The sequence below is a fragment of the Flavonifractor porci genome (assembly GCF_037572415.1).
Taxonomy (GTDB): domain Bacteria; phylum Bacillota; class Clostridia; order Oscillospirales; family Oscillospiraceae; genus Flavonifractor; species Flavonifractor porci.
On the sequence record NZ_JBBHLB010000002.1, the window covers coordinates 39,856 to 62,904 of the forward strand.

Annotated in this window: 22 protein-coding genes; 4 read left to right on the top strand and 18 right to left on the bottom strand. The window is 61.4% G+C overall.

The features are described from left to right. Window positions 1–26: 26 nt before the first annotated feature. From WHJ28_RS02435 to WHJ28_RS02510, 16 genes are all read right to left on the bottom strand, one after another. Window positions 27–1,874, bottom strand: coding sequence for a glycoside hydrolase family 13 protein (locus tag WHJ28_RS02435; protein WP_340039527.1), 1,848 nt, complete (start codon window positions 1,872–1,874; stop codon window positions 27–29). Window positions 1,875–1,888: 14 nt separating this feature from the next. Beyond that, window positions 1,889–4,066, bottom strand: a complete 2,178-nt coding sequence (locus WHJ28_RS02440; protein ID WP_340039528.1) for a penicillin-binding transpeptidase domain-containing protein — start codon at window positions 4,064–4,066, stop codon at window positions 1,889–1,891. A 22-nt stretch (window positions 4,067–4,088) separates the two neighbouring features. Continuing rightward, the gene (locus WHJ28_RS02445) at window positions 4,089–5,561 is read right to left on the bottom strand and encodes a DUF6056 family protein (protein ID WP_340039530.1); all 1,473 of its coding nucleotides are present in this window, start codon (window positions 5,559–5,561) and stop codon (window positions 4,089–4,091) included. A 14-nt stretch (window positions 5,562–5,575) separates the two neighbouring features. Next, a complete protein-coding gene (gene mreD / locus WHJ28_RS02450; RefSeq protein ID WP_340039531.1) occupies window positions 5,576–6,088 on the bottom strand; it encodes a rod shape-determining protein MreD in 513 nt (170 codons plus the stop codon). A gap of 23 nt (window positions 6,089–6,111) precedes the next feature. After that, window positions 6,112–6,954: a rod shape-determining protein MreC gene (gene mreC, locus WHJ28_RS02455; protein ID WP_340039533.1), complete on the bottom strand. Its 843-nt coding sequence runs from the start codon at window positions 6,952–6,954 to the stop codon at window positions 6,112–6,114. 18 nt (window positions 6,955–6,972) lie between these two features. Beyond that, window positions 6,973–7,563 carry a Maf family protein gene (locus tag WHJ28_RS02460; protein WP_340039534.1) on the bottom strand — a complete coding sequence of 197 codons (591 nt, stop codon included), beginning with the start codon at window positions 7,561–7,563 and terminating at the stop codon, window positions 6,973–6,975. Between the two features lie 145 nt (window positions 7,564–7,708). Further along, the gene (dut, locus tag WHJ28_RS02465; protein WP_340039535.1) at window positions 7,709–8,158 is read right to left on the bottom strand and encodes a dUTP diphosphatase; all 450 of its coding nucleotides are present in this window, start codon (window positions 8,156–8,158) and stop codon (window positions 7,709–7,711) included. Window positions 8,159–8,164: 6 nt separating this feature from the next. Further along, window positions 8,165–10,249, bottom strand: a complete 2,085-nt coding sequence (locus WHJ28_RS02470) for a U32 family peptidase (RefSeq protein ID WP_340039536.1) — start codon at window positions 10,247–10,249, stop codon at window positions 8,165–8,167. Between the two features lie 42 nt (window positions 10,250–10,291). Next, window positions 10,292–10,606, bottom strand: coding sequence for a cell division protein ZapA (locus WHJ28_RS02475; RefSeq protein ID WP_340039537.1), 315 nt, complete (start codon window positions 10,604–10,606; stop codon window positions 10,292–10,294). 174 nt (window positions 10,607–10,780) lie between these two features. After that, a complete protein-coding gene (locus tag WHJ28_RS02480; protein WP_340039538.1) occupies window positions 10,781–11,134 on the bottom strand; it encodes a hypothetical protein in 354 nt (117 codons plus the stop codon). 89 nt (window positions 11,135–11,223) lie between these two features. Continuing rightward, window positions 11,224–11,484, bottom strand: a complete 261-nt coding sequence (locus tag WHJ28_RS02485) for a hypothetical protein (RefSeq protein WP_340039539.1) — start codon at window positions 11,482–11,484, stop codon at window positions 11,224–11,226. A 578-nt stretch (window positions 11,485–12,062) separates the two neighbouring features. After that, on the bottom strand, window positions 12,063–12,284 hold the full coding sequence (locus WHJ28_RS02490; protein WP_087390333.1) for a hypothetical protein: 222 nt from the start codon (window positions 12,282–12,284) through the stop codon (window positions 12,063–12,065). A gap of 224 nt (window positions 12,285–12,508) precedes the next feature. Continuing rightward, entirely contained in the window at window positions 12,509–12,964 is a 456-nt protein-coding gene (locus WHJ28_RS02495; protein ID WP_340039540.1) for a helix-turn-helix domain-containing protein, read from the bottom strand. A gap of 351 nt (window positions 12,965–13,315) precedes the next feature. Next, window positions 13,316–14,143, bottom strand: coding sequence for a helix-turn-helix domain-containing protein (locus WHJ28_RS02500; RefSeq protein WP_340039541.1), 828 nt, complete (start codon window positions 14,141–14,143; stop codon window positions 13,316–13,318). A gap of 105 nt (window positions 14,144–14,248) precedes the next feature. Then, complete coding sequence (locus WHJ28_RS02505; RefSeq protein ID WP_340039542.1) at window positions 14,249–15,022, bottom strand: stalk domain-containing protein; 774 nt, start codon at window positions 15,020–15,022, stop codon at window positions 14,249–14,251. 235 nt (window positions 15,023–15,257) lie between these two features. Next, window positions 15,258–15,719: a hypothetical protein gene (locus tag WHJ28_RS02510; protein ID WP_340039543.1), complete on the bottom strand. Its 462-nt coding sequence runs from the start codon at window positions 15,717–15,719 to the stop codon at window positions 15,258–15,260. 186 nt (window positions 15,720–15,905) lie between these two features. Between WHJ28_RS02510 and WHJ28_RS02515 the strand changes: the two genes are divergently transcribed. From WHJ28_RS02515 to WHJ28_RS02530, 4 genes are all read left to right on the top strand, one after another. Continuing rightward, the gene (locus WHJ28_RS02515) at window positions 15,906–16,907 is read left to right on the top strand and encodes a DnaD domain protein (RefSeq protein ID WP_340039544.1); all 1,002 of its coding nucleotides are present in this window, start codon (window positions 15,906–15,908) and stop codon (window positions 16,905–16,907) included. Between the two features lie 3 nt (window positions 16,908–16,910). Further along, entirely contained in the window at window positions 16,911–17,915 is a 1,005-nt protein-coding gene (locus WHJ28_RS02520) for an ATP-binding protein (RefSeq protein WP_340039545.1), read from the top strand. A gap of 24 nt (window positions 17,916–17,939) precedes the next feature. Next, a complete protein-coding gene (gene thiI, locus WHJ28_RS02525; RefSeq protein ID WP_340039546.1) occupies window positions 17,940–19,106 on the top strand; it encodes a tRNA uracil 4-sulfurtransferase ThiI in 1,167 nt (388 codons plus the stop codon). A gap of 100 nt (window positions 19,107–19,206) precedes the next feature. Beyond that, window positions 19,207–20,463, top strand: a complete 1,257-nt coding sequence (locus WHJ28_RS02530; RefSeq protein WP_340039547.1) for a competence/damage-inducible protein A — start codon at window positions 19,207–19,209, stop codon at window positions 20,461–20,463. Between the two features lie 55 nt (window positions 20,464–20,518). Here the strand turns inward: WHJ28_RS02530 and ftsH are convergent, their stop codons facing one another. Both ftsH and hpt read right to left on the bottom strand, forming a co-directional pair. Continuing rightward, window positions 20,519–22,450 (bottom strand): ATP-dependent zinc metalloprotease FtsH, encoded by a 1,932-nt coding sequence (gene ftsH, locus WHJ28_RS02535; RefSeq protein WP_340039548.1) that lies wholly within the window; start codon window positions 22,448–22,450, stop codon window positions 20,519–20,521. Window positions 22,451–22,488: 38 nt separating this feature from the next. Further along, the gene (hpt, locus tag WHJ28_RS02540) at window positions 22,489–23,043 is read right to left on the bottom strand and encodes a hypoxanthine phosphoribosyltransferase (RefSeq protein WP_340039549.1); all 555 of its coding nucleotides are present in this window, start codon (window positions 23,041–23,043) and stop codon (window positions 22,489–22,491) included. Between the last annotated feature and the right edge of the window lie 6 nt (window positions 23,044–23,049).

Consider the following 23,049-nt stretch of genomic DNA (forward strand, 5'->3'; position numbering starts at 1 on the left):
CGGTTGCAGCAGGCCCGTTTCAGATTTTATGGGGTCCCCGGCCGGTAGGGGGTGAGCAGCCAGCCGGTCATAGGAGGCAGCGCCACCTGCCCGGCAGGCAGCTCCATGCCGGTCATCCAGTCTTTGGCAGCCCAGGGCAGAGTGATGAGCTCGGGAGCTTTGCCGATGTTGACGGCGGTGAGCACCGGCTGGCCCTCCCCCTCCCGCAGGAAGGAGAGCAGCTTGCCTTCCGCCTTCCACCAGCGGATGCTCCCCCGGCGCAGGGCAGGCAGCTCCCTCCGGGCCTTGCCCAAACTGGCATACCAGCGGCGGAGCACGTCGTCGGCCATTTCCCAGCGGTAGGTCCGGCGGTTAAAGGGGTCCTCAAAGCCCTCGATGCCCGCCTCGTCCCCGTAGTAGATCATGGGGGAGCCGGGGAAGGAAAAGAGCACCAGGGCCCCCAGCATCAGCTTGGACCGGCCCAGCAGGTACTGCTCCGGGGTGAGGAAGTAGGAGGAGCGCCAGTCCTTGTCGTGGTCCTGGCCGTCCCCGCCATAGCCCAGCAGGGTGAGGATGCGGGGGGTGTCGTGGGTGCCCAGGAAGTTCATGGCGGAGTGGAAGGCAGAGGGAGGATAATTCTCCCGGATGGCCTCCATGGTGTTCTTGAAGTGGACGGCGTCGCCCCCCATCAGGTAGCCCAGCAGACTGTTGCGGAAGGGGTAGTTCATCAGACCGTCGCAGTGGCCCCCCAGGATGTGCTTGCGGCGGACGCCGTAGGCGATCTTGGTGGAGCCGTCCTCCCACACCTCGCCGATGACCACCGCTTCAGGGTTGGTTTCCCGGGCGGCCTGGTGGATGCCGTGGACAAAGTCGTCGGGCAGCTCGTCGGCCACGTCCAGCCGCCATGCGTCCGCCCCCGCCCGCAGCCAGCGGCGGACGATGCTGTTTTCATCCCCGAAGATATAGTCCCGGTAGGAGGGCTCGGCCTCGTTGACGGCGGGCAGGGAGTAGATCCCCCACCAGGAGTCATATTGGTCCGGCCAGTGGGAGAAATTGTACCACTTGTAGTAGGGACTGTCCTGGGACTGGCAGGCCCCGTTTTCCGGGTAGGAGCCGTCCCCGTTGAAGTAGCGGCTCACATAGCCCTGGTGGTTGAACACACCGTCCAGCATGATGCGTATGCCCAGCTTGTGGGCGGCGTCGCACAGGGCACGGAAATCCTCTTCATCTCCCAGCATGGGGTCGATCTTCTCATAGTCGCCGGTGCCGTAGCGGTGGTTCTCCGGCGCCTCAAACACGGGGCAGAAGTAGATGGTCTCCACTCCCAGGTCGTGGAGGTAGGGCAGCTTTTCCATAACGCCCTTCAGATCGCCGCCGAAGAAGTCCCGGTTGCGGACTTCACCATTGGCGTCGGGCCGGTACTCCGGCTCCTCCCGCCAGCTGGTGTGGACGGTGCGGCCCCCGGGCATCCCGGTGGGGTCGGGCACCCGGGTGCGGCGGAAGCGGTCGGGGAAGATCTGGTAGGTGACACCCTCCCCAAACCAGCCGGGAACCTGGTCGGTGCCGTCGTACACCGTCAGCTGATAGGGACCCAGCTCCTCCTGGCGGCCATCCAGCCCCTCCAGACGGAAGGAGTACCAGATCAGCCCCACATGGTCCCCGGTGTCCAGGGTGACCTTGAGTACGTCCCGGTCGCCGTCAATACCATCCCAGACCATGGGCAGCTCCAGCCGCCGCTCCTGGGAGGACTCAAAGTAGGCGATAAGCACCGCCTGGGAGAAGCCCTCCGTCCGGAGGGGCCGGAGGGTGAGGGAGACCTGCGTGCCCGCGGGCACCGCGCCATAGGGCTGTTTATACCGGCTGTCCCGGCTGTCAAAGGTCATTGCGTCCAGCAAAGAAAAGACTCCCTTCAGCGAATCAAGGTATTTTCCGTCCCGATGGATTCCATGGTATGCTCGCTGCCGAAGTAATAATTGACGATCTCACCGGCGGCGCTGGCCAGGTTACCGCCGGAGGCGCCTCCCTCCACCACCATGGAGATGACGATCTCCGGATCGTCATAGGGGGCGAAGAGGACGAATACGGCGTTGGCGTTTTGGTCGGCGGACACCTGGGCGGAACCGGTCTTGGCGCCCACTTCCACCGCCAGATTGCTCAGGTACTGGTCCACGGTGCTCTTCTCATCGTTGGCCACCTCCCACATACCCTTCTTTACCGCCTCCACCCATTCCGGGTTGAGATCCAGCTGCTCCACCGGCTGAGCCTCATGCTCATACACGGTCTCGGAGAAGTCGCTGGATTTCACCGTTTTGAGCAGGTGAGTTTGGTAGCGGTTGCCCCCGTTGATCAGAGTGGCAATGTAGTTGGACAGCTGAAGCATGGTGATCTTGGTATTGTCCTGACCGATGGCGGCGGACAGCAGGTTGCCGCCATACCACTCCTGGCCCAGCATGGCGCTGGTTGCCGGGCCGGCCACATAGCCCTCCGCCTCGGCCAGCTCCAGGCCGGTTTTCTGGCCCAGGCCAAACATGGCGGCATACTCGTCGATCTTTTCAATGCCCAGCCGGTGGCCCATGGTATAAAAATAGATGTTGCAGGAATCCCGCAGGGCGTCGGCCATGTTCTCCCAGCCGTGAGTGCCCCGGTACTGGCGGTAGATCCAGCACTGAGGATGGTAGTCGCCGTAGGGATAGCGTTCCTCCTCGGGCAGCTGGAGAGAGCCGGTGTCCTGGATCTTCTCGGTGGGGGTGGTGAGCCCCTCCTCCAGGGCGGCGATGGCCACCAGAGGCTTAAAGGTGGAGCCGGGATAGTAGATCTCGCTGGTGGCCCGGTTGACAAAAGGCTTGCGGGGATCGTTGAGGGCCTGCTGATAGGCCTCGTTGCTGCTGTATACGGTGGACAGGTCGTAGGTGGGATAGGAGGCCATGGCCAGGATGCCGCCGTCGTTGACGCTCTGCACGATGATGGCGCCCTTCTCCTTGGTGTCGGCCAGACTCTCGATGGTGTTGGCCAGCACCTCCTCCACCTTCTCCTGGAGCCGCAGGTCCAGGGTGATCATCACGTGGTTGCCAGGCTCCGGTTCCATGGCCTGGCCGGTTTCGCCGTCCGCCATCCAGCTCTCACTGACCACCTTGCCGCTGGTGGAGATCTCCTGAAGCAGGGTGCCCGACCGGCCCCGCAGATAGTCCTCAAAGGTATATTCCAGGCCGTCGATGCCCACGGAGTCGTTCATATTGTAGCCCTTGGCTTTGTAAGTTTCCCAGTTTTCCGTCTGGATGGGGCCCACCCGGCCCAGCAGGTGGGCGGCGCTGGTAGTATTGTACTGCCGGACGGTGGTGGCGGAGATATTGACCCCGGTGAGGCCCCGCTCTTTCACGGCGGAGATCACATCAATGGTCACATCCTGGGCAAAGATATACTCCGTCTGCTTCACGTTCCGTCTGCGGAGGTTGAGCTCATACAGCACCCCGATGAGGGCCCGGGCGTCAGCGTCGGAGAGAGAGTCATCAATGAGGAAGTATTGCCGCAGACCGGCGATGACCTCCTCTGCCGTGGGGCCCGGCCCCAGGTCGGCCACACTGGCGGCGGCGGCCAGATCCTCGCTGCTCCACCGGTTGGGAAGGATGGTGCTGCCCAAAGGCAGCGCGTCCAGCAGGGCGCCCAGGTAGCTGAATTTGACCTTCCCCTCGCTGTTGGTATACACCAGGGCATTTTTGTCGGTGTAGGTAAAGGGGGCGTCCTTGGAGATGGGCAGAGTATCAGTCCACTCCAGACCATTCTCCCGGCAGACGGTGATGAGCTCCAGCAAATTGGCGTTGCGCTCCGCCTCCGCCCCCATGAGGGAGGAGTTGAGGGTAATCTCATAGGTGGCACGGTTGCTTACCAGAGAGCGACCGTATCGGTCCAGGATCTCCCCTCGGGCGGCCTCCACCGTCACCGTGTTGGCGATTTTCACCGTGGAAGCGGCCCGGTATTCATCGCCCTTGACGATTTGCAGATTGTAAAGGGTCATAGCAAAACCAGCCAGCAGTAGTGCCAGCACAATGGCGATCGTGAGGGTACGGATGTGAAATTGCTTGCCTTCCACGAGTTCAGATCTCCTTCCGGGTTCAGGGACTGGTGCGAACGGTGGTTTTGTGGTAGAAGTTGGCTGCCGCCCGGTTGACCCAGATGGCGGGGTCCTCCTTGAAATCGCCGTTGAAGAGCAGCTCATCCAGGTTGGCCGGCACGTCCAAAGGCTCCAGTACCACATCGGTGACGGTGGGGTCCTCCAGCAGAGGCAGACGGTCCGCCTGCTGCTGCCAGTAGTATTCCGCCGAGCCGTCGGCCAGAGCGGCGGCAGTCCGGCCGGCGGTGCTCATATCGTAGTAGTGATAGTACACAGTGGTGAAGGCCAGCAGGGCCAGCAGAACCGGCACAGCCGCCCAGGCCCGGTGCAGCAGCTTCTCCCCGCCTGCCAGCCGGGGCAGGACCGCCCGGCGGACCCAGCCCAGCCAGTACCACAGATTGGCGGTCACCAGCCAGAAGAAGGAATAAAACACGATGCTCCGCAGCCGCTCCGGTCCGGCCTCCCCCAGGGCATAGAAGTGGGGGGCGTTCTGGGCGGCAAACAGGAGAAAGGTAAAGACCGAAAAGACTACAGGCAGGGGGAAGGTGAATTTTACCTTGCCGGTGAGGGCCCACAGCAGGGGGATCATCAGCAGGAACACCAGCAGAATGGGCCAGCTGAACCACTCCAGCACATCGGCCCATGCCTGTTCAATGGAGCGGCACACCGCGTCCACCGCCCCGATGGGGGGCGCCACAGTGGCCTGCCGTACCTGGTTGCCGGGGGCGGCTACGCTGATGAGAAAACCAACCACCAGTACCGCCGTGGGGATCAGGGCGGGGAAGAATTTCTTTCGGTCCTTCCACAAAAACCACAGCAGGAACAGTCCGGCTATGAGGGTGCCCAGCAGCGCGGAGACATAGTTGCTCCCGCCTACCATCAGGGCGGCCAGCACGCCGGGAATCACCGCCCACAGGGTCTGCCGTTGGGTAGAAGCCAGCTTGATGGCCGCCAGCCGCTCGATCAGCAGCAAAAAGATGCCGTAGGTAAAGGTGTAGTATACCGCGCCGTTCCACCAGTAGAAGGTGTCCTTGGGGGAGTCCACAAACTGGATGGACAGCAGCAGAATGGGAACGGCCAGGAAAATGACCTGCCGCCAAGTGCCCCCCAGCGCCCGGCATACCAGGGTGTGAGCCAGCTTAAAGGTGCCGATGCACAGGGAGGCCAGCATGACCACCGGGGTGAGCCAGTAGAGGAAGGGGGAGAAGGTAAGAGGAGTGAGGGTCATCATGCCGATGGCGGAGAAGGTGCCCTGCCACCCCTTGTAGCAGTTTAATATATACTTCCAGCTGCCCACCAGGGGAAATTCTCCCTTGAGCAAAGACTCATGAGACAACAGAGCGTAGCTGTAGTCGTCGGCGGAGGGCCAGTCGTACCGGCCCAGCAGCAGAATGGGGATCAGGCTGACCACCAGCAGCGCCAGCAGCAGCCAGGGCCCGTATTTTTTCCAGGCCGAATGGATACCTTGCATCATTGTTCTCTCTTTTCCTATAGAACGGTTTTCTTGGGGACCCGGTGAAACACCCACAGGAAAAGGGCGTATACCGGAAATACAAATACCATGGACCAGGCGATCTCCCGCCCGGCCAGGGACAGCATGGCGGGCAGAGGGGCGGTGCCGGCCAGCAGCAGGGTGAGGATACGCACAGTGTCGATACACACCAGGGCCAGCAAGGAGCACAGCAGGCAGCCCACCAGGTTCTGCCGCAGCACATACTGGGCCAGCGCCCCCGCGCCGAAGCCCAGCAGGCACAGGCCCAAAGTCATGGCGCCGTCGGGGTTGAAATAGACCGCGTCGCACAGGATGCCTACGCCCAGGCCGAACCCGGCCCCGGCCACGGTACCCTCCAGCACCGCCACAGCGATGGCGGCCAGAGGGAGCAGCATGGGGGCCACCCCAAACAGGGGAAAGCGGTTGAGAATATAGATCTCACAAAACCACACCGGCAGCAGGGCCAGGGCATACACACCCCACTTGATGAAAAAATCCTGTCTGGTCACAGGGTACGTTCCTCCTTCAGGGTCTACTCCACAATGGTAAAGTCCTTGATGACAAAGACCTGCTGGAGGTTGCCCAGGTCGGTCTCGGGGACAATGACGGCATAGTCGGTCATGCCGGAGGCGTCGGTGCGTACCTCCTCCACATGGCCGGCCACCAGCCCGGAGGGATAGACGCCGCCCCGGCCCGAGGTAGTCACCAGGTCGCCGGACATGAGCTGGCTGTTCTCCGGCAGATAGGTCAGCTTCAGTTTGCCCTCGCCCATCAGAGTGAGGTCGCCCTCCAGAATGGCGGCGCCGCCGGTGCGTACCAGCTGACCGCCCATTTCGATATTGGCGTCAACCAGGATGCGGACGGTACACCAGTTCTCGCCTACCTCGGCCACGATGCCCACCAGGTTCCAGTATTCATCCACCACGCAGTCGTTCGCCGCAATGCCCTGGTTGGAGCCTTTGCTGAGGGTGAGGGTGGATTCCCAGTTGGAGGTGGAGCGGGCGGTGACCATGGCGGCCTCCTTGGTAAACTCTTTGCCCTTGGGGGTGAGCTCCAGCAGGTTGTACAGCCGCTGGTTTTCCTGGATGGCGGCCTCCGCCTCCCGGATCTTGGCTTCCAGTTCCGCATTCTCCTTCTTCAGATCCGCCAGCTCGGTTTTCATCTGCTCCAGCTCAAAGGCGTCGGAATAGCGCTCCTCCGCCCAGTTGGTAACGGCGCTGATGCCGTTGCGGACCGGGGTGGTGATAAAATTGACAAAGTTGGCCACCGGGTTGGCCTTGCCCCCCAGCAGCATGGAGACCACCGTCGTTACCAGCGCCAGCAGGATGGCGGCGATCAATATCAAAAGTCCGTTGCGCCGGAAAAAGTCCTTCACGCCTGCATCCAGCCTTTCTTACCGTGCTGCGGCCAGGGCCATACAGTCCATGCCCAGCTGTCCCAGGATCTGACCCAGACGGCACACCGGCAGACCCATCACATTATAATAATCGCCGCTGATGCCCTGGATAAACAGAGCCCCATAGCCCTGGATGCCGTAGGCGCCCGCTTTGTCCATGGGCTCCCCTGTGGCGATATAGGCCTCGATCTCTTCGGCGGTCAGAGAGCGGAAGGTGACGGCAGTCTCCTCCCACTGGCTGAACACCTGCTCTCCCCGCAGTACAGTGAGGCCGGTGTACACCTGGTGCCGGTTGCCCGACAGCAGAGAGAGCATCCGGAAGGCCTCCTCTTTGTCGGCGGGCTTGCCCAGCACTACCCCGTCTAGAGCCACTACCGTGTCGGCGGCAATGACCACCGTGTTGGGGTCGGCCTGGGTGGCCACTGCCTGCGCCTTTTCCAGGGAGATCTGCCGCACCAGCTCCGCCGGAGGCAGGTCCCGGTCCATATGCTCGTCAATGTCGGGGGTGACGATGCGGAAATCCCGCACCCCCATCTGCTCCAGCAGCGCCCGTCGCCGGGGGCTTTTGGAGGCCAGAATGATATCCATGCGATTTTCGTTCCTTTCCGTTTGAGCTTCCCCCCTTTGGGGGGAAGCTGTCGAGCCCGGCGAGACGGATGAGGGGGACCTTCTGATATGCGACCCCTCATCCGGCCCTGCGGGCCACCTTCCCCCCTGTGGGGGGAAGGCTTTTTCACTGCCCGGTGGACCCAAAGCCGCCGGTCCCCCGGTCGGTCTCATCCAGCTCTCCCACCCGCTCCAGCTCCGGCAGGACCACCGGGGTCACTACCAGCTGGGCGATCCGGTCGCCGGGGTGGATGGTATAGAGCTTGTCGGACAGGTTGGTCAGCCCCACCTGGATCTCACCCCGGTAGTCGCTGTCAATGACACCAACCCCGTTGGACAGGGAGATGCCGTGGCGTATGCCCAGCCCCGAGCGGGCGTACACCAGGGCCACATACTCCGGCCCCGGCAGGGCGATGGCGATGCCGGTGGGGATCTTCACCAGCTGCCGGGGGGCGATGATCATATCCTCCTCGATGCAGGCGGACAGATCCATGCCGGCGGAGCCGGCGGTGGCCCGGCTGGGCCAGGGCAGGTCCCGGCCGATCCTGGGGGACACCGCTTTGATTTTCAGCTTCATCTATGGTTACTCCACATCTCGATAATAAAGACCACGGGTATACTCATTGGGGCTCCAGCTGCCCTGCTCCAGATAGCGCCGGGTCACCTGGACGCACTCGTCAGGGGTTTCGGTGGTGAACAGCAGCCGCTGGGCCCATAGGCCGATGCGGCGGTAGTCGGCGGCCTTGTCCGCCAGGAAGAGCTTCTGGGAGTTGAGCAGCTCGTTGCGGCAGCCGGGGGCCTTCACCACCGGGAACCTGGCACCCTTCCGGTCGGTCAGAATGTTGGTGCCCTGGCAGCCCTGTTTACAGCCGTCGGTGCGGTTTTGAATGATGCAGTTCTCCATGATCATCAGGGGCAGCCGGCCGTAGGTAATCAGCTCGGTGTCCAGGCTCTTGGAGATATCCCGGATCTGGGGGAACTTCAGCTCAAAGGACAGGGTGAGGGAGGAGAAGCCCAGACGTTTATATTCTTTCACAGCCTGGGCGTTATAGACCTCCAGGCCAAAATCTCCCCGCAGGGTGAAGTCCAGTTCCTTGGCCGCCTGGATCATACCCAGGTTGCCCACCAAGGCGTCGGTCACCCCCAGGTCCTTCACCTTCTTCAGGTTCTCCACCATCTGGGGGAACTCCTGGTCCCAGGCGATACGGGGCAGGATCACCCCGATGGAGGTGCCCGCCGGGGCGTTGGCCTTCTCAGGATGGGCGGCCAGCTCATCAAGGGGGATGTAGACCATGGCGGGGCCCAGGTCCAGCAGCTCCGGAGTGACTTGCTCCGCCGTCCGCACCGAGATGGTGAGAGCGGGGGCCTCCTTCCGGTTCTCATACCAGGCGCCGGGATGGTATTCGCCGGTGCGGCGCTGAGGCAGCTGCTCCCGCTGCTTTGTCAGGCCGTCCAGAGCATCCCGCCGCAGGGAATTGAGGGTGGACAGGGGCAGGGACAGGCCATCCTCCACCAGCACCCGCATCCGGTCCGCCCGGTAGGGAGTGCCGCCGGTGCGGGCAAGCTGCTTCTCCACCGCGTCGGCCGTCAGGGGACGGGTGCGGGCCTCCTCGGGCACCGGACCTTCCACCGTGGATACCCGGCCCTCGGGGTCCTTCACGCCCACATGGGCGGGCTCGCCGGGGCGGAGCATGGCGTAGAAGGTGACGGGCACCCGCTGGGCCTCCCCGCTCTGGTAGGTGTTGCGGGCCATGGCAAAGAGTTCCTTGGGCTCGCGGGTCTCCTCCCGCACGCCGAACATATGGCTCCCCTGCTGATCCAGATAGTAGCCCTGAGTAAAGCCCTGGCGGGAGAAAGCGGCCTGAAGCTGCTCCATCTCCTGGGGGGTGGGTTCCCGATCCTCGTGGATGGCCCGGGAGAAGATGCCGGTGACCACCGCCACATATTCGGGCCGCTTCATCCGGCCCTCCAGCTTGACGCACGTTACCCCCATTTTTCGCAGCTGGCGCAGGTAGCCCGCCAGAGACAGGTCCTTCAGGGACAGGGGATAGGAGTCCGCCTTACCCTCCCAGCCGTACTTCAGCCGGCAGGGCTGGGCGCACAGGCCCCGGTTGCCGGAGCGGCCTCCGATGACGGAGGAGAGGAAGCACTGGCCCGAGTAGCACATACACAGCGCGCCGTGGGCAAATACCTCGATCTCAATGGGGGAGTGCTGGCAGATGTATTCGATCTGATCCCGGGACAGCTCCCGGGAGAGCACCGCCCGGGTCATGCCCAGGTCGGCCACCATCTTGACGCCGTCCAGGTTGTGGACGGTCATCTGAGTGGAGGCGTGGATGGGCAGGTCGGGGGCCACCTGGCGCACCATCCGAAGCACGCCCATGTCCTGCACCAGCACCGCGTCGGCACCCAGGCTGCTGGCCTCCACGGCAAAATCGGCGGCCTGAGGCAGCTCCCGGTCGGTGAGCAGGGTGTTCAGGGTCAGATAGACCTTGGTTCCCCGCACATGGCAATAAGAAACCGCCGCCGCAAATTCCTCCCGGGAGAAATTCTTCGCGTTGCGGCGGGCATTAAAATCTCCGTATCCCAAGTAGACGGCGTCCGCGCCGTTCTGTACAGCCGCCGCCACGGCCTCCATGGAGCCGGCGGGGGCGAGCAGTTCCAACATATCATCCCTCCCGGAGCAGGGGGGCGTCCGCCCCCCGTTTCCTTACTTCTTGTTTTGCAGCTTGAAGATCTCCCGCTTGGCCTCCGAGAGCTCCAGTTTCAGCTTGGTGGCTTCCTCCAGATATTCTTTCAGCTGGCGGCGCAGGTTCTCTGCCGCCTCCACCTCTTTAAAGTATTCGTCGGCAATATTCACCGCCGCCAGGACGGCACCGTCCACCAGAGAGACGCGGGCGCCCTCCATGACTTCCCGCACCTTTTCGTCCACGTGGGCTGCCACCTTCTCGGTATAGCCGGCGTCCTCGGTGCCAACCAGGGTGTACTCCTGCCCGGCGATGGTAACGGCGACGCGGTTTTTCATGCAAACCCCTCCTGACCATAGTAATTTATAGTATTATACCATATCCAGCCCCGGAAGAAAAACAAATTCTTCGTGAATTTTCGCGGGGACGCAAAAGGCCCGTAGGCGGAATGGATTCATTCCGCCTACGGGCTTCAACAGGAAGATTTTTATTCTGATGCCTGACGTATCTGCTTATTCATTGATGTCCGATTGTTTCTCCAGTGCCTCTCTGCGGCGGATGAGGCAGATCATTACGCCACGGAGCATCAGCACTGCGAAAGTAAACAAAAACGCCAACACTGCCAGCAGAGCCATGGCCCCGAAGGTGTGGACCTCTCTGACGGGCCGCCACACCACCCGAAGCGCAATTAGAAGGAGCACGGTAGTGATCACATTGGTTATATTTTGACCCATGCCGCGGACCGATCGGTCAAAGTCGCCGTCGGCCAGCCGTTCCGCCAGCCTGCGGGCCAGAACACGCCCAACCAGCAGATAGAGAAGTTCACCTGCGATTAATCCGCCCAGGCTGAGTAGAAAAGTGTTCATACCGCACTCCTCACTTTCTAAAAATCAAATTGAATACCTGTGATTATGGATGAATGGTCTTAATGGAGTGGAGATGGCTTCTTTTTATTTTATGCCCAGGTGGCATAAATGGTTGTTCGTGCGTCTTTTACTTCGCCGATTAAATTACCATTTGAATCTTTGCCCATAAAATATCTGCAGTCAATTTTTCGCACAAAAGGCATCTTGTCCGTAGAGTAATGAGTCTCTTTGCTGTACACATATTTTGAATCCTGCCACTCCATATTGTCTTTGACAAAGTCAATGATATCAGATGTAATTTGTGCGGCCACCCCTGTAAATAATTCCAAAGCTGCACTGACTAGTTCCATGAGTACGGCAACAGATACATTGACTACAGCATCGTGTAATTCAAGATCAATAGTTCTGGTTGTCTCATATACATTGAAGTCACTTTCAGTAAGCCAATCATATGGACAGGTTTCCTGGCGAATCCAGCCGCTGCGACGCTGGGGATCAAGTTTGGAAGATGTTTCTTTAATTATAACAGTTATGGCTAATTCTCCGTTTAAAAATACTTCATTTCCAATTTTTTGATTACATTGCCGTCAAATTCCCTGCGTATGACAACGCCAACGTTGGGACGATAGTATTCTTTGTAAATTCGCCCATCAAACTGATATGTTTGCAAAAGTGTGTCTTGCGAATCGTTTTCTTGATATGAAACGGCATAGGCGGGCATAAAAGTGCTTATAACTATGGAAAGCAACAAGATAGTGGAAACTAGTTACTTTTTCATATTATGCCTCCCTTTTGCAGTCAAAGTTGCTTGCATTCAACAACTTTTGCTATCACGAAGTGCCTTGAACCTACAAAGATATTTAACCCACGGGACTCACATCCTTCCTATACGAACGGTGGGCGGGCGGATCCGCCGTCCGCCTGCTTCTTAATAGTTCACAGAACCGGAAACACCGACCTTATAAGATGCGTTATTTCGGATGGCCAGCGTATAGGTACCGGCCTCCGTCATTTCAATTGTTTTGCTGATTTGTCCGCCGGTGACGGTGAAATAGTGGAAGGAGCCGTCTGAATAGATCAGTCCCACGTCCAGTTTTGCGGTAGAGGGGGTGTAGGTGGCGTTGATGGTGATGGTTTCTCCCGCAGACATGGAAAAGCTGCTGGAGGCCTTTGACAGTGTATTTGCAGAAATTCTAATATCATAGGTTTCAGTCGCTCTGGATTCAATAAGGCTGTCTATTTGATGCTCCAGAAGAGACTTTGCACCCACACCGTGCGTCATATCACATTGGACCGCAAAAGCCGGGCTTTGCATACTGAGACACCCCAGCAGGGCAACACAAGCCGTTACTGCTATTAACCTATTTTTACAATTCATTCCCATGGCACTAAATCAAACTCCTCTCCAACATTTACATTTTCTTCTACTACTAGATCGTCTGAAAACATTTTAGCATCCCCGCTTGTGCCGGCGACCCCAAAACCGACCCAAATCCCCAGGCCTAGGATACCCGCAGTGGCAAGAGACAAAACCACTGTCAGCAGAGCTGTCCGCCGCCTGTGGGGCTCCCGTACCGCCGGGCGCTCCGGCTGCGCCTCAGGCTCCGTCACCTCCTCCCGGGGCTTGGCTGCTTCAGGGCCGTATACCAACTCGTTCAGAGACAACCCGTACAACTGGCTCATCTGGATCAGGCTGTCCAGGGAGGGCGTCCCCACGCCGGTCTCCCACCGGGAGATGGCCTGCCGGGACACGTTCAGCCGCTCCGCCGCATCGGCCTGGGAAAGCCCTCTGGTCTTCCGTGCCTGGGCCAGTCTCTCTGTCAATTCCATCTTTCTTCACCTCAACAGCGTAGCTGATACCTGATTTTTTGTAAATATCATCTCCGTTGCACAGGAGCAATGAAGCGTTGCGTGCCCTTTATTTTACCTCTATTTGCCCGATCCCGCAACCTATGACCCCATCCGGCCTCCTCCGCACATGACAAAGCCCGGGGGCGGAATGAATTCATTCCGTCCCCGGGCTCTGGAAGGGAATAAGAATAGGGAAACGCATTTTGAAGCTGCGGACACGTCTGTGTCATCTCTATCCTCAAAATCAGCTTATCCAATGGAGCGTTTCTTGTAAACCACATATCTGTTGCAGAGGGGGCAACGCTCCGTTGCCCCGGGACTGCCAGACCTTTATCCTTTGAATTGCACCGCGGAGATTTGGATTTCCACCGTTCCGCCCTCGCCGCTGCCGGTGGAGATATCCACGCCAAAGCGGGGCTGGTGGTTGTTCCCGCCGCTCTCCAGCACTTCAAAGGTGCGGGTGACGGTGGCCCCGACGGGGATCTGGGTGGCAAGCATATCCCGCCCGTTTTCTTGCAGGTAACCGGCCTGGAACAGCAGGGGCTGGGTACCGTTGTTGGTGACGGTGACGCTGAGATAGCGGCCATTGGCGGCCACAAAGGGGATGTCCCGGCTGAAATTGCTGCCGGAACGATATTCGGTGTCCTCCAGCACATGGATGCCCAGTTCCTGCGTCACAGGCTCCACCTCGCCGAAGGGACCCACCTGCTCTCCTGCACGATCCAGCGGCAGCTTGTCCCAGTCCTGTTCCACTCCGCCCACCACGATCACCGAGCTGCTATGTTTGCCCTTGTCGCTGGTTATCAGGCCGCTGCCCCAAATCCCCAGGGCCAGGACCCCCGCGACCACAAGGGCCAGCACCGCCAGCAGGGCGGGCCGCCTCCTTTTAGGTGTTTGTGCCGGCTCCGGCTCTTTCGTCAGTACCTCCGATTCCGGAAGCTCTTCCGGGACCTCCGCTCCTCCCACACCGTATACCAGCTCATCCAGCGACACCTGGTACAGCTTGCCCATCTGGATCAGGTTATCCAGGGTGGGCATCCCCGTTCCGGTCTCCCACCGGGAGATGGCCTGCCGGGATACGTTCAGCCGCTCCGCCGCCTCGGCTTGGGAAAGCCCCCGGGCCTTCCGGGCCTGGGCCAGTCTCTCTGTCAAATCCATGTTTTTTCACCTCAACAGCGCAGCGTATGCAGGAGTTAGTACCTCTCATTCTACTGTTCTTTTCCCCATTCCGCAACCCGCCTGAATCTGGTAAGATTCGGGGCGTTACCCGTTGAACTGTACTGCGGAAATCTGAATCTCCACCGTTCCGCCCTCTCCGCTACCGGTGGAGATGTCTACGCCGAAGCGGGGCTGAATGGCTGCACCGCTCTCCAGCGCCTCAAAGGTGCGGGTGACGGTGGCTCCGGCGGGGATCTGGGTGGCGAGCATATCCCGTCCCGTGGCATATAGATGTCCTGCCTGGAACAGCAGGGGCTGGGTGCCGTTGTTGGTTACGGTGACGCTGAGATAGCGGCCGTTGGCGGCCACAAAGGGGATGTCCCGGCTGAAATTGCTGCCCGAGCGGAATTGGGTCTCCTCCAGCAGCATGATGCCGCCTTTCCGGGCGGCGGGCTGGACCTCGGCAAAGGGCCCTGCGGTCTTTCCCGCCTGATGCAGCGGAAGGGAATCCCATGCGGTCTCCCCGGTACCCGGTTCCACCGTAATGCCGCCCCCACCGTCCCGGCCCAGCACGACGGTCGTTTCGTCTCCGTCCCAGGTGATGGGTACGTCCAGCAGGTTGGCGATGGTCCGCAGGGGCAGGTAGGTGGTGCCGCCCCCCGCCTCGTCGGTGTAGACGATGCTGGAGGGGACGGACTGCCCGCTCTCGGTGTTCACGCTGTCGCCCGCCGCGAAGATGGCCTTACCATTCAGCTGGAGTCCCACGGGGCTGAACTGCACCAGGCCGGAGGCGGCCAGGGCGGTGGTGACGCAGCCCATGGTCAGGACCGTGGCCAGGACGCCGCTTAAAAACGGAATAACAGAACGGTTCTTTTTCATACAGTTCCCTCCTATGTTTTGTAATCAGCCCTTTCGGATTCTTTCACCGCCTCAACAGCGTAGCCCAGGACCTGTTGCTTGTAAACCATTTTCCCGTTGCTGCAGGGGGGCAACGCTCCGTTGCCTCTGCATTTTGCCGGGCTTTTTAAGGGAAACAGATTGTCTGCTGAGGAAATGCAAACAAAAATCCCATGAGCGGAATCCGCGGATTCCGCTCATGGGCTTGAACGTGCAATTATAACCGGGCCCCGCAATGGGGGCAAATGCCCTCCGCGCCCACGTCCCGCTCCCGCAGCCGCCCGCCGCAGCGGGGGCAGCGGCAGAAGCGCCAGGCGACGAGCAGCATCAGCAGGATCACCACGCCCAACAGGAGGAACACCGCCCAAAGGGGCAGCAGATCCTTCAGGAACAGGACCAGCAATCCTACCGCGGCCAGAATCCGCAGACAGGTCCAGCCCGCCCGGCAGAGGGGGGCTTTTTGTCCGGGGGAGGGCGGGGTCTCCACCGCCGGAGCGGCACGGAGGGCGCTCCACAGCAGACAGCCGTCCACTACGATCAGGCAGGCCAGCAGGATGGCGTTGGGGAGAAGGCCAGTCATCCCACCCGCCCACAAGGTTTTCCCAATTTGGTAAACGCTTCGCAGGGTGAGCAGCAGGCTGACGGCACACAGCAGCCAGAGGTAACTCCGCCGGGTCATGGCAAGGCCCCCTTTCCCAGGCTTGCAGGTGGATCTCTTCACGATCATTGTACCATTTTTTCTTTGGAATGCAATCGATTCCAAAGAAAAACACATCTCCGGAAATGTTTGCTGCGGGATTGTGCCCAACCCCCGGAATGTGGTATGATAACAGGTACGAGATCACGAGGGAAAGAGGGATGCCCTATGCCGCAGCTGCTGCTGCCGGGCAATATCATATCCATGGACGCCCGGGCAGTCGACCGGCTCACCGCCTGCGGCAACGGGGACGCCGCTCTGCTCTACCTGTGGCTGCTCCGCCACGGGGGGGTGCTGGACCCCGCCCAGGCCAGGAAGGAGCTCAAGTGGGACGGCCAGCGGCTGGAGGATGCCTCCGCCGCCCTGGTGAATCTGGGCCTGTCCGACGGCAAGACCCAGGCCGAGACCCCTCCCATCCCCGCCCCCCAGGGTCCGCCGGACTACACCGCCGCCGACATCACCCGGGAGATCGAGGACGCCACCTCTACTTTCCCCGGCCTGGTGAACGAGGTCCAGCGGCGGCTGGGCAAGGTGCTGTCCACCGCCGATCTGAAGAGCCTGTATACCCTGTACGACTACCTGGCCCTCCCCGCAGAGGTGATCTGCCTGCTGGTGAGCTGGTGCGTGGAGGAGTTTGAGCGGAAATACGGCGCGGGCCAGAAGCCCCGGATGTCCCAGGTGCTGAAGGAGGGCTTTGCCTGGAAGCGGCTGGGGGTGGACACCGCCCAGGCCGCCGACGCTCACCTGAAACGCAAGAGCCTCTACCGCACGCGGGAGGGGGCCATCCTCCAGCTGCTGGGTCTCAAGCCCCGGCCTCTGGTGGACAAGGAAAAGCGGAAGGTGGCGGCCTGGACCGACATGGGCTTTTCCGACGACGTGCTGCGGCTGGCCTACGAAAAGACGGTGTACAAGAAGCAGCAGATGGATTGGGATTACATGAACGGCATCCTGACGGGCTGGCACAAGAAGAACCTACATACCCTGGCGGAGATCGAGGCGGGGGACAAGCCCGCCCGAACGGCCCAGAGCGCCGTTTCCGCCGGCGGCAACAAACCCGCCATGCAGGATCACCCCGCCGCCCCTGGCGATGTGGACCGGCGTGTGCGGGAGGATCTGGAACGGATGCGGGAGTTTCTCCGGCAGGAGAAGGAACGGGACAAGGAGGGATAAGCCATGGGATACGAAGCCAGCGTGCTCTACCGGGCCACCAAGCGGCTGGAGGAGGGCCGCCGCCGACGGGAGGAGGCTCTTGCCCGCCGCAAGACGGAGATCTATGCCCAGCTGCCCCGGCTCCGGGAGATCGACAAGGAGTTGAAGGGGACGGTATACCAGATCATCGCCTCCTCTCTGCGGGAGGGGCGGGACCCCGGCCCATCCATCCAGGTCATCAAGGACCACAACCTGTCCCTTCAGGCTGAGCGCACCCATCTGCTCCTCCAGAACGGCTGGGGGGCCGACGCCCTGGACGAGCAGCCCGCCTGCCCCAAGTGCAACGATACCGGCTGGGTGGGAGCCCAGATGTGCACCTGTCTGAAAAAGCTGTGCGGCGAGGAGCAGATCAAGGAACTGTCCAAGCTGCTGGATTTGGGGGAGCAGTCCTTTGAGACCTTCTCCATGGACTACTACTCTCCCCTGCCCTGGCCGGGCGAGGCCCTCTCCCCCCGGGAGAACATGGAGTTCATCTTCGACCTGTGCTCCAACTACGCCCGGAAGTTTGGGCGGTTCAAGCTGCGCAACCTGTTTCTCTCGGGCGCGCCGGGTCTGGGCAAGACCTTCCTGTCCGCCTGCATTGCCCGCACCGTGTCGGAAAACGGCTTCTCCGTGGTGTACGATACGGCGGTCAACGTGTTTGCCCGGTTTGAGGAGCAGAAGTTTGCCCGGGACAAGCTGGACGCCGACGAGGCAAAAGACGAAACAAAGCGCTATCTGGGCTGCGACCTGCTGATTCTGGACGATCTGGGCAGCGAGCTCACCACGCCCTTCGTCCAGTCCGCCCTGTATACTCTGGTCAACTCCCGGCTTATGGCGGGGAAACAGACAGTGATTTCCTCCAACCTGACCATGACCCAGGTGCGCCAGCGCTACACCCCGCAAATTTCCTCCCGCTTGGAGGGGGAGTACCGGGTGCTGCCCTTCTACGGAGAGGACATCCGACTGCAAAAGAAACGGGATCTATAAACCATTGATAAAGGAGAACTACCATTGAACGAGATCATTCTGCTCAAGCTGGGGGAGTTGGTCCTGAAGGGCCTGAACCGCCGCACCTTTGAGGATAAGCTGATTGCCAACGCACGCCGCCGCCTGAAGCACCACGGCGATTTCAAGGTGTACTGCAAGCAGTCCACCATGTATGTGGAGCCCAAAAACGATGACTGTGATCTGGACGGGGCCTGGGAATCCATGACCAAGCTGTTCGGCGTGGTGGGCCTGAGCCGGGCCCGGGCCTGCGAGAAGGACAAGGACGCCATGCTCCAGACCGCCATTGAGTACCTGGAGGACAAGCTGGCCGCCGCCCATACCTTTAAGGTGGAGTCCAAGCGGGCCGACAAGAGCTTCCCCATGACCTCCATCCAGCTGTCCCAGTATGTGGGAGGCGAGCTGGACGAGAAGTACCCCAATCTGAAGGTGGACGTACACAATCCGGAGCTCACCGTCTATCTTGAAGTACGGGACTATGCCGCCTATGTCCACGCCGACCCGGAGCCGGGCGCAGGCGGTCTGCCGGTGGGCGTGGGAGGCCGGGCGGTGAGCCTGCTCTCCGGCGGCATTGACTCCCCGGTGGCCTCCTGGATGATCGCCAAGCGGGGCATCGCCCTGGAGATGGTTCATTTCTTCTCCTACCCCTACACCTCCGAGGAGGCCAAGCAGAAGGTGCTGGACCTGGCCAAGCTGCTCACCCCCTGGTGCGGACGGCTCACCGTCCATGTGGTGCCCTTCACTGCTATTCAGGAAGAACTGCGCCGCAAGTGCCCCGAGGAGCTGTTTACCGTCCTCATGCGCCGGTTCATGATGCGCATTGCCCAGGCGGTGGCCGCCCGGTGCGGCGCCGGGGCCATCGTCACCGGCGAGTGCCTGGGCCAGGTGGCCAGCCAGACCATGGAGGCCATGCGGGCCACCACCGCCGTGTGCGACCTGCCCATTCTGCGCCCCGTGGTGGGCATGGATAAGGAGGAGATCGTGCGGATTGCCCGCAAGATCAACACCTTTGAGACCTCCATCCTGCCCTATGAGGACTGCTGCACCGTGTTTACCCCCCGCCATCCCCGGCTGCGGCCGGTGCTGGGGGAGCTGGAGCACGCCGAGGAGGCCCTGGACGTGGAGGGCCTGGTGAAGGCCGCCGTGGAGGGCATCGAAAGAGTACAAGTATAAGGAATGCGGGCGACCACAAGGGTCGCCCCTACGACGCAAACAGTAGGGGCGGGGTTTATCCCCGCCCGTTCCACCATTCCAACGAAGGAAGTGTTTCCTCATGTCTCATACCGCGGAACTCATTGCCGTGGGTACGGAATTGCTGCTGGGCAACATCGCCAACACCGACGCCCAGATGCTGTCCCAGGGGCTGAGCGCCCTGGGCATCAACGTCTACTACCACACGGTGGTGGGGGACAATCCGGACCGGCTGAAAGCCGCCGTAGAGCTGGCCCGCACCCGGGCGGATATCATCATCACCACCGGCGGTCTGGGTCCCACCTGCGACGACCTGACCAAAAACGTGCTGGCCCAGTGTTTTGGCAGGCAGCTGGTGTTTCATGAGCCCTCCGCCAAGCGAATCGAGGCCTATTTCCAGCGGCTTCACCCCAACCGCCCAATGACGGACAACAATTACCAGCAGGCCATGCTGCCCCAGGGCTGCACCGTGCTGGACAACGACTGGGGCACCGCCCCCGGCGTGGCCTTTGAGGACGATGGCGTCCGGGTCATCATGCTCCCCGGCCCGCCCCGGGAGTGCAAGGCCATGTTTACTCACCGGGTGGTCCCCTATCTGAAGGACCTGGCCGATGGGGTCATCGTATCCCGCACCCTGAAGCTCTTCGGCATCGGGGAGTCCTCCATGGAGGCCCAACTGCGTGAGCGCATGAACGCCATGACCAATCCCACCCTGGCCCCCTACGCCAAGGAGGGAGAGTGCGAGCTTCGGATCACCGCCAAGGCTGCTGATGAGGAGAGCGCCCACGCCCTCATCGATCCGGTGGAGGCCGACCTGAAGGCCCACTTCGGCCCTCTGGTCTACGGGGTGGATGTTCCCTCTCTGGAGGCGGCGGTCTTTGCCCTTCTGAAGGAGAAGGGCCTTACCCTGGGTACTGCTGAGAGCTGCACCGGCGGCCTGGTGGCCAAGCGGATGACTGATCTGGCCGGGGTGTCCTCTGTGTTCCGGGGGGGCGTGGTGAGCTACGCCACCGAGGTAAAGCACACGGTGCTGGGGGTGGATCAGGACCTGCTGGACCAATACGGCGCCGTCAGTGAACCAGTGGCCCGGGCAATGGCCGAGGGAGCCCGGAAGGTACTGGGCTGCGATTTGGCCATCTCCACCACCGGCGTGGCGGGGCCTGACCCTGACGAGCGGGGCAATCCGGTGGGGCTGGTGTTCATCGGCCTGGCGACCCCTGACGGCACCTGGGTCCGTAAGGTGAATATGTCCATGGGCCGCCAGCGTATCCGCCACATTGCCGCCAGCCACGGCTTTGACCTGGCCCGGCGGTATCTGTCGGGCCTGGAACTGAAATAAACAAAACACGGTGTATTTTCCGGAAAGGAAAATACACCGTGTTTTGTTTCGAGGGTCACTCCTGCTCATCCTGAGGGTCGGATTCCTCCTCCTGGGCCTCCTCAACTGCCTGATAGGCGGCGGGGGGCTGGACGGCGGCGGGATCGGTGAACACCAGCTCGAAGGCGGCGGCGTCCATATTCTCATACTTCAGCAGGTAGTCGGCCACAAAGTCCAGCTCCTTCCGGCGGGCGGAGAGGATCTCCACGCAGCGGTTGTAGGCGCCGTCGATGAGGCTCTTGATCTCCTGGTCGATGAGGGCGGCCACCTCTTCCGAGTAGTTCTTGGTCTGGGCCATGGAGCGGCCGATGAACACCTCGTCGTGGCCGGAGTCAAAGACCACGTTGCCCACCTTGTCGCTCATGCCGTAGCGGGTGACCATATTGCGGGCGATAGCGCTGGCCTTCTGTAGGTCGTTGCCTGCCCCGGTGGAGATATCGCCCAGGGCCAGCTGTTCGGCGGCCCGGCCGCCCAGACAGACGGCAATGCGCTCGGTGAGCTGCTGCCTGGACTGGAAGGTCACGTCTTCCTGGGGCAGGGAGATGGTCATGCCGCCTGCCATGCCTCGGGGGATGATGGTGATCTGGTGGACCGGGTCCTGGGTCTTGAGATCGTGGATCACGATGGCGTGGCCTGCCTCATGGTAGGCGGTGAGCTTGCGCTCCCGCTCAATGACCACCCGGCTCTTCTTCTCGGGACCGGCAATGACCTTGATGACAGCCTCGTTCAGGTCCTTCATGCCGATGAAGCGATTGTGCCGGCGGGCGGCCAGCAGGGCGGCCTCGTTCATCAGATTCTCCAGGTCGGCGCCGGTAAAGCCGCCGGTGCCCTTGGCCAGCTCCGCCAGGGACACGTCGTCTCCCAGGGGCTTGTTGCGGGCGTGGACCTTCAGGATCGCCTCGCGGCCCTTGATGTCAGGGTAGCCCACATAGACCTGCCGGTCGAACCGGCCGGGCCGCAGCAGGGCGGGGTCCAGAATGTCCTGACGGTTGGTAGCCGCCATGACCACCACGCCTTCGTTGTTGCCGAAGCCGTCCATCTCCACCAGCAGCTGGTTGAGGGTCTGCTCGCGCTCGTCGTGACCGCCGCCCAGGCCCGCGCCCCTCTGGCGGCCCACGGCGTCGATCTCGTCGATAAACACAATGGCGGGGGCGTTCTTCTTGGCCTGGTCAAACAGGTCACGGACACGGCTGGCGCCTACGCCCACGTACAGCTCCACGAAGTCGGAGCCCGAGATGGACAGGAAGTGGACGCCGGCCTCTCCGGCCACCGCCTTGGCCAGCAGGGTTTTACCGGTGCCGGGAGGGCCCACCAGCAGTACGCCCTTGGGGATACGGGCGCCCAGATCCAGAAACCGGCGGGGGTCCTTGAGGAACTCCACGATCTCCTGCAGTTCTCCCTTTTCCTCCTCGGCGCCGGCCACGTCATCAAAGGTGACCTTCTTCTGTTCGTCGGTGCCGGTCCGGGTGCGGGCCCGGCCAAAGCGGGCGGTGCGGTCGGCTCCGGCGCCTCCTCCGCCCCCTCCGGTCTGACGGAGGAACATGAAATACCACAGCAGTCCAAAGACCACCAGCACCGCGATCCAGGGCAGGAAGCTGACCCAGAAGGGAGGCTCGAAGCCGGCGGGGTAGTCATAGTCCTGGATAATACCCAGCTGCATCTGCTTCACGATCAGGTCGTTGAAGTCGTTGTAGAACCACTGGGGATTGGCCACGTCATAGGTGACGGTGGCTTTGCCGCCCACCGCCTCCTTCAGCCAGAGGGTGACGGTTTTATTGTCCAGCTCCACGCGGGTGACCTGCTGCTGTTCCAGCAGGCGGCGGACCTGACCGTAGGTCATGTTGTCCCCGGTGTTCATGCCGCCCCGGAGGATAAAAATGGATACAATCAGCAAAATGGCAATGAGTACATAAAAGCCTACGTCCCGCAGGCTTCCGTTACGTTTCAAGGAACAGACACGTCCTTTCCGGGCAGATTTGAGGGGCCTTATTCCCCGCCGTACACGGAGGGCTTCAGCACGCCGATGTAGGGCAGGTTACGGTACCTCTCCGCGTAGTCCAGGCCGTAGCCCACCACGAAGTAGTCGGGGATGGAGAAGCCGGAATAGCTGACCTCCACATCCTTCACCCGGCGGGAGGGCTTATCCAGCAGGGTGCACAGCCGCACGGAGGCGGGCTTGCGGGCCTCAAGCAGCTGGAGCAGGTAGCTCAGGGTGTTGCCGCTGTCCAGAATATCCTCCACCACGATCAGGTCCTTGCCCTCGATCTGCTCAGACAGGTCCTTGATGATCTTGACCTGGCCGGAGCTGGAGGTGCCGGCGCCGTAGGAGGACACCGCCATAAAGTCCACGGTGCAGGGCAGGTGAATCTGCCGGACCAGATCGGCCATAAAGACGAAGGAGCCCCGCAGCACGCTGACCAGCAGGGGCTGCTTGCCCGCATAGTCCTTGTCGATCTGAGCGGCAATTTCCGCCACCCGGTTTTTCAGCTCCTCTTCGGTAAAGAGGATCCGTTCTACGTCTTTATCCAGGATGTGTTCCATATTTCT

Coding starts and splice junctions, on each gene's coding strand:
- WHJ28_RS02445 (WP_340039530.1), bottom strand. CDS start 5,561: ATGATGCAAGGTATCCATTCGGCCTGGAAAAAATACGGGCCCTGGCTG.
- WHJ28_RS02470 (WP_340039536.1), bottom strand. CDS start 10,249: ATGTTGGAACTGCTCGCCCCCGCCGGCTCCATGGAGGCCGTGGCGGCG.
- WHJ28_RS02515 (WP_340039544.1), top strand. CDS start 15,906: ATGCCGCAGCTGCTGCTGCCGGGCAATATCATATCCATGGACGCCCGG.
- WHJ28_RS02475 (WP_340039537.1), bottom strand. CDS start 10,606: ATGAAAAACCGCGTCGCCGTTACCATCGCCGGGCAGGAGTACACCCTG.
- WHJ28_RS02460 (WP_340039534.1), bottom strand. CDS start 7,563: ATGGATATCATTCTGGCCTCCAAAAGCCCCCGGCGACGGGCGCTGCTG.
- dut (WP_340039535.1), bottom strand. CDS start 8,158: ATGAAGCTGAAAATCAAAGCGGTGTCCCCCAGGATCGGCCGGGACCTG.
- WHJ28_RS02505 (WP_340039542.1), bottom strand. CDS start 15,022: ATGAAAAAGAACCGTTCTGTTATTCCGTTTTTAAGCGGCGTCCTGGCC.
- WHJ28_RS02485 (WP_340039539.1), bottom strand. CDS start 11,484: ATGGAACTAGTCAGTGCAGCTTTGGAATTATTTACAGGGGTGGCCGCA.
- WHJ28_RS02520 (WP_340039545.1), top strand. CDS start 16,911: ATGGGATACGAAGCCAGCGTGCTCTACCGGGCCACCAAGCGGCTGGAG.
- WHJ28_RS02510 (WP_340039543.1), bottom strand. CDS start 15,719: ATGACCCGGCGGAGTTACCTCTGGCTGCTGTGTGCCGTCAGCCTGCTG.
- WHJ28_RS02495 (WP_340039540.1), bottom strand. CDS start 12,964: ATGGAATTGACAGAGAGACTGGCCCAGGCACGGAAGACCAGAGGGCTT.
- WHJ28_RS02500 (WP_340039541.1), bottom strand. CDS start 14,143: ATGGATTTGACAGAGAGACTGGCCCAGGCCCGGAAGGCCCGGGGGCTT.
- WHJ28_RS02480 (WP_340039538.1), bottom strand. CDS start 11,134: ATGAACACTTTTCTACTCAGCCTGGGCGGATTAATCGCAGGTGAACTT.
- hpt (WP_340039549.1), bottom strand. CDS start 23,043: ATGGAACACATCCTGGATAAAGACGTAGAACGGATCCTCTTTACCGAA.
- WHJ28_RS02530 (WP_340039547.1), top strand. CDS start 19,207: ATGTCTCATACCGCGGAACTCATTGCCGTGGGTACGGAATTGCTGCTG.
- WHJ28_RS02490 (WP_087390333.1), bottom strand. CDS start 12,284: ATGTCTGCGGGAGAAACCATCACCATCAACGCCACCTACACCCCCTCT.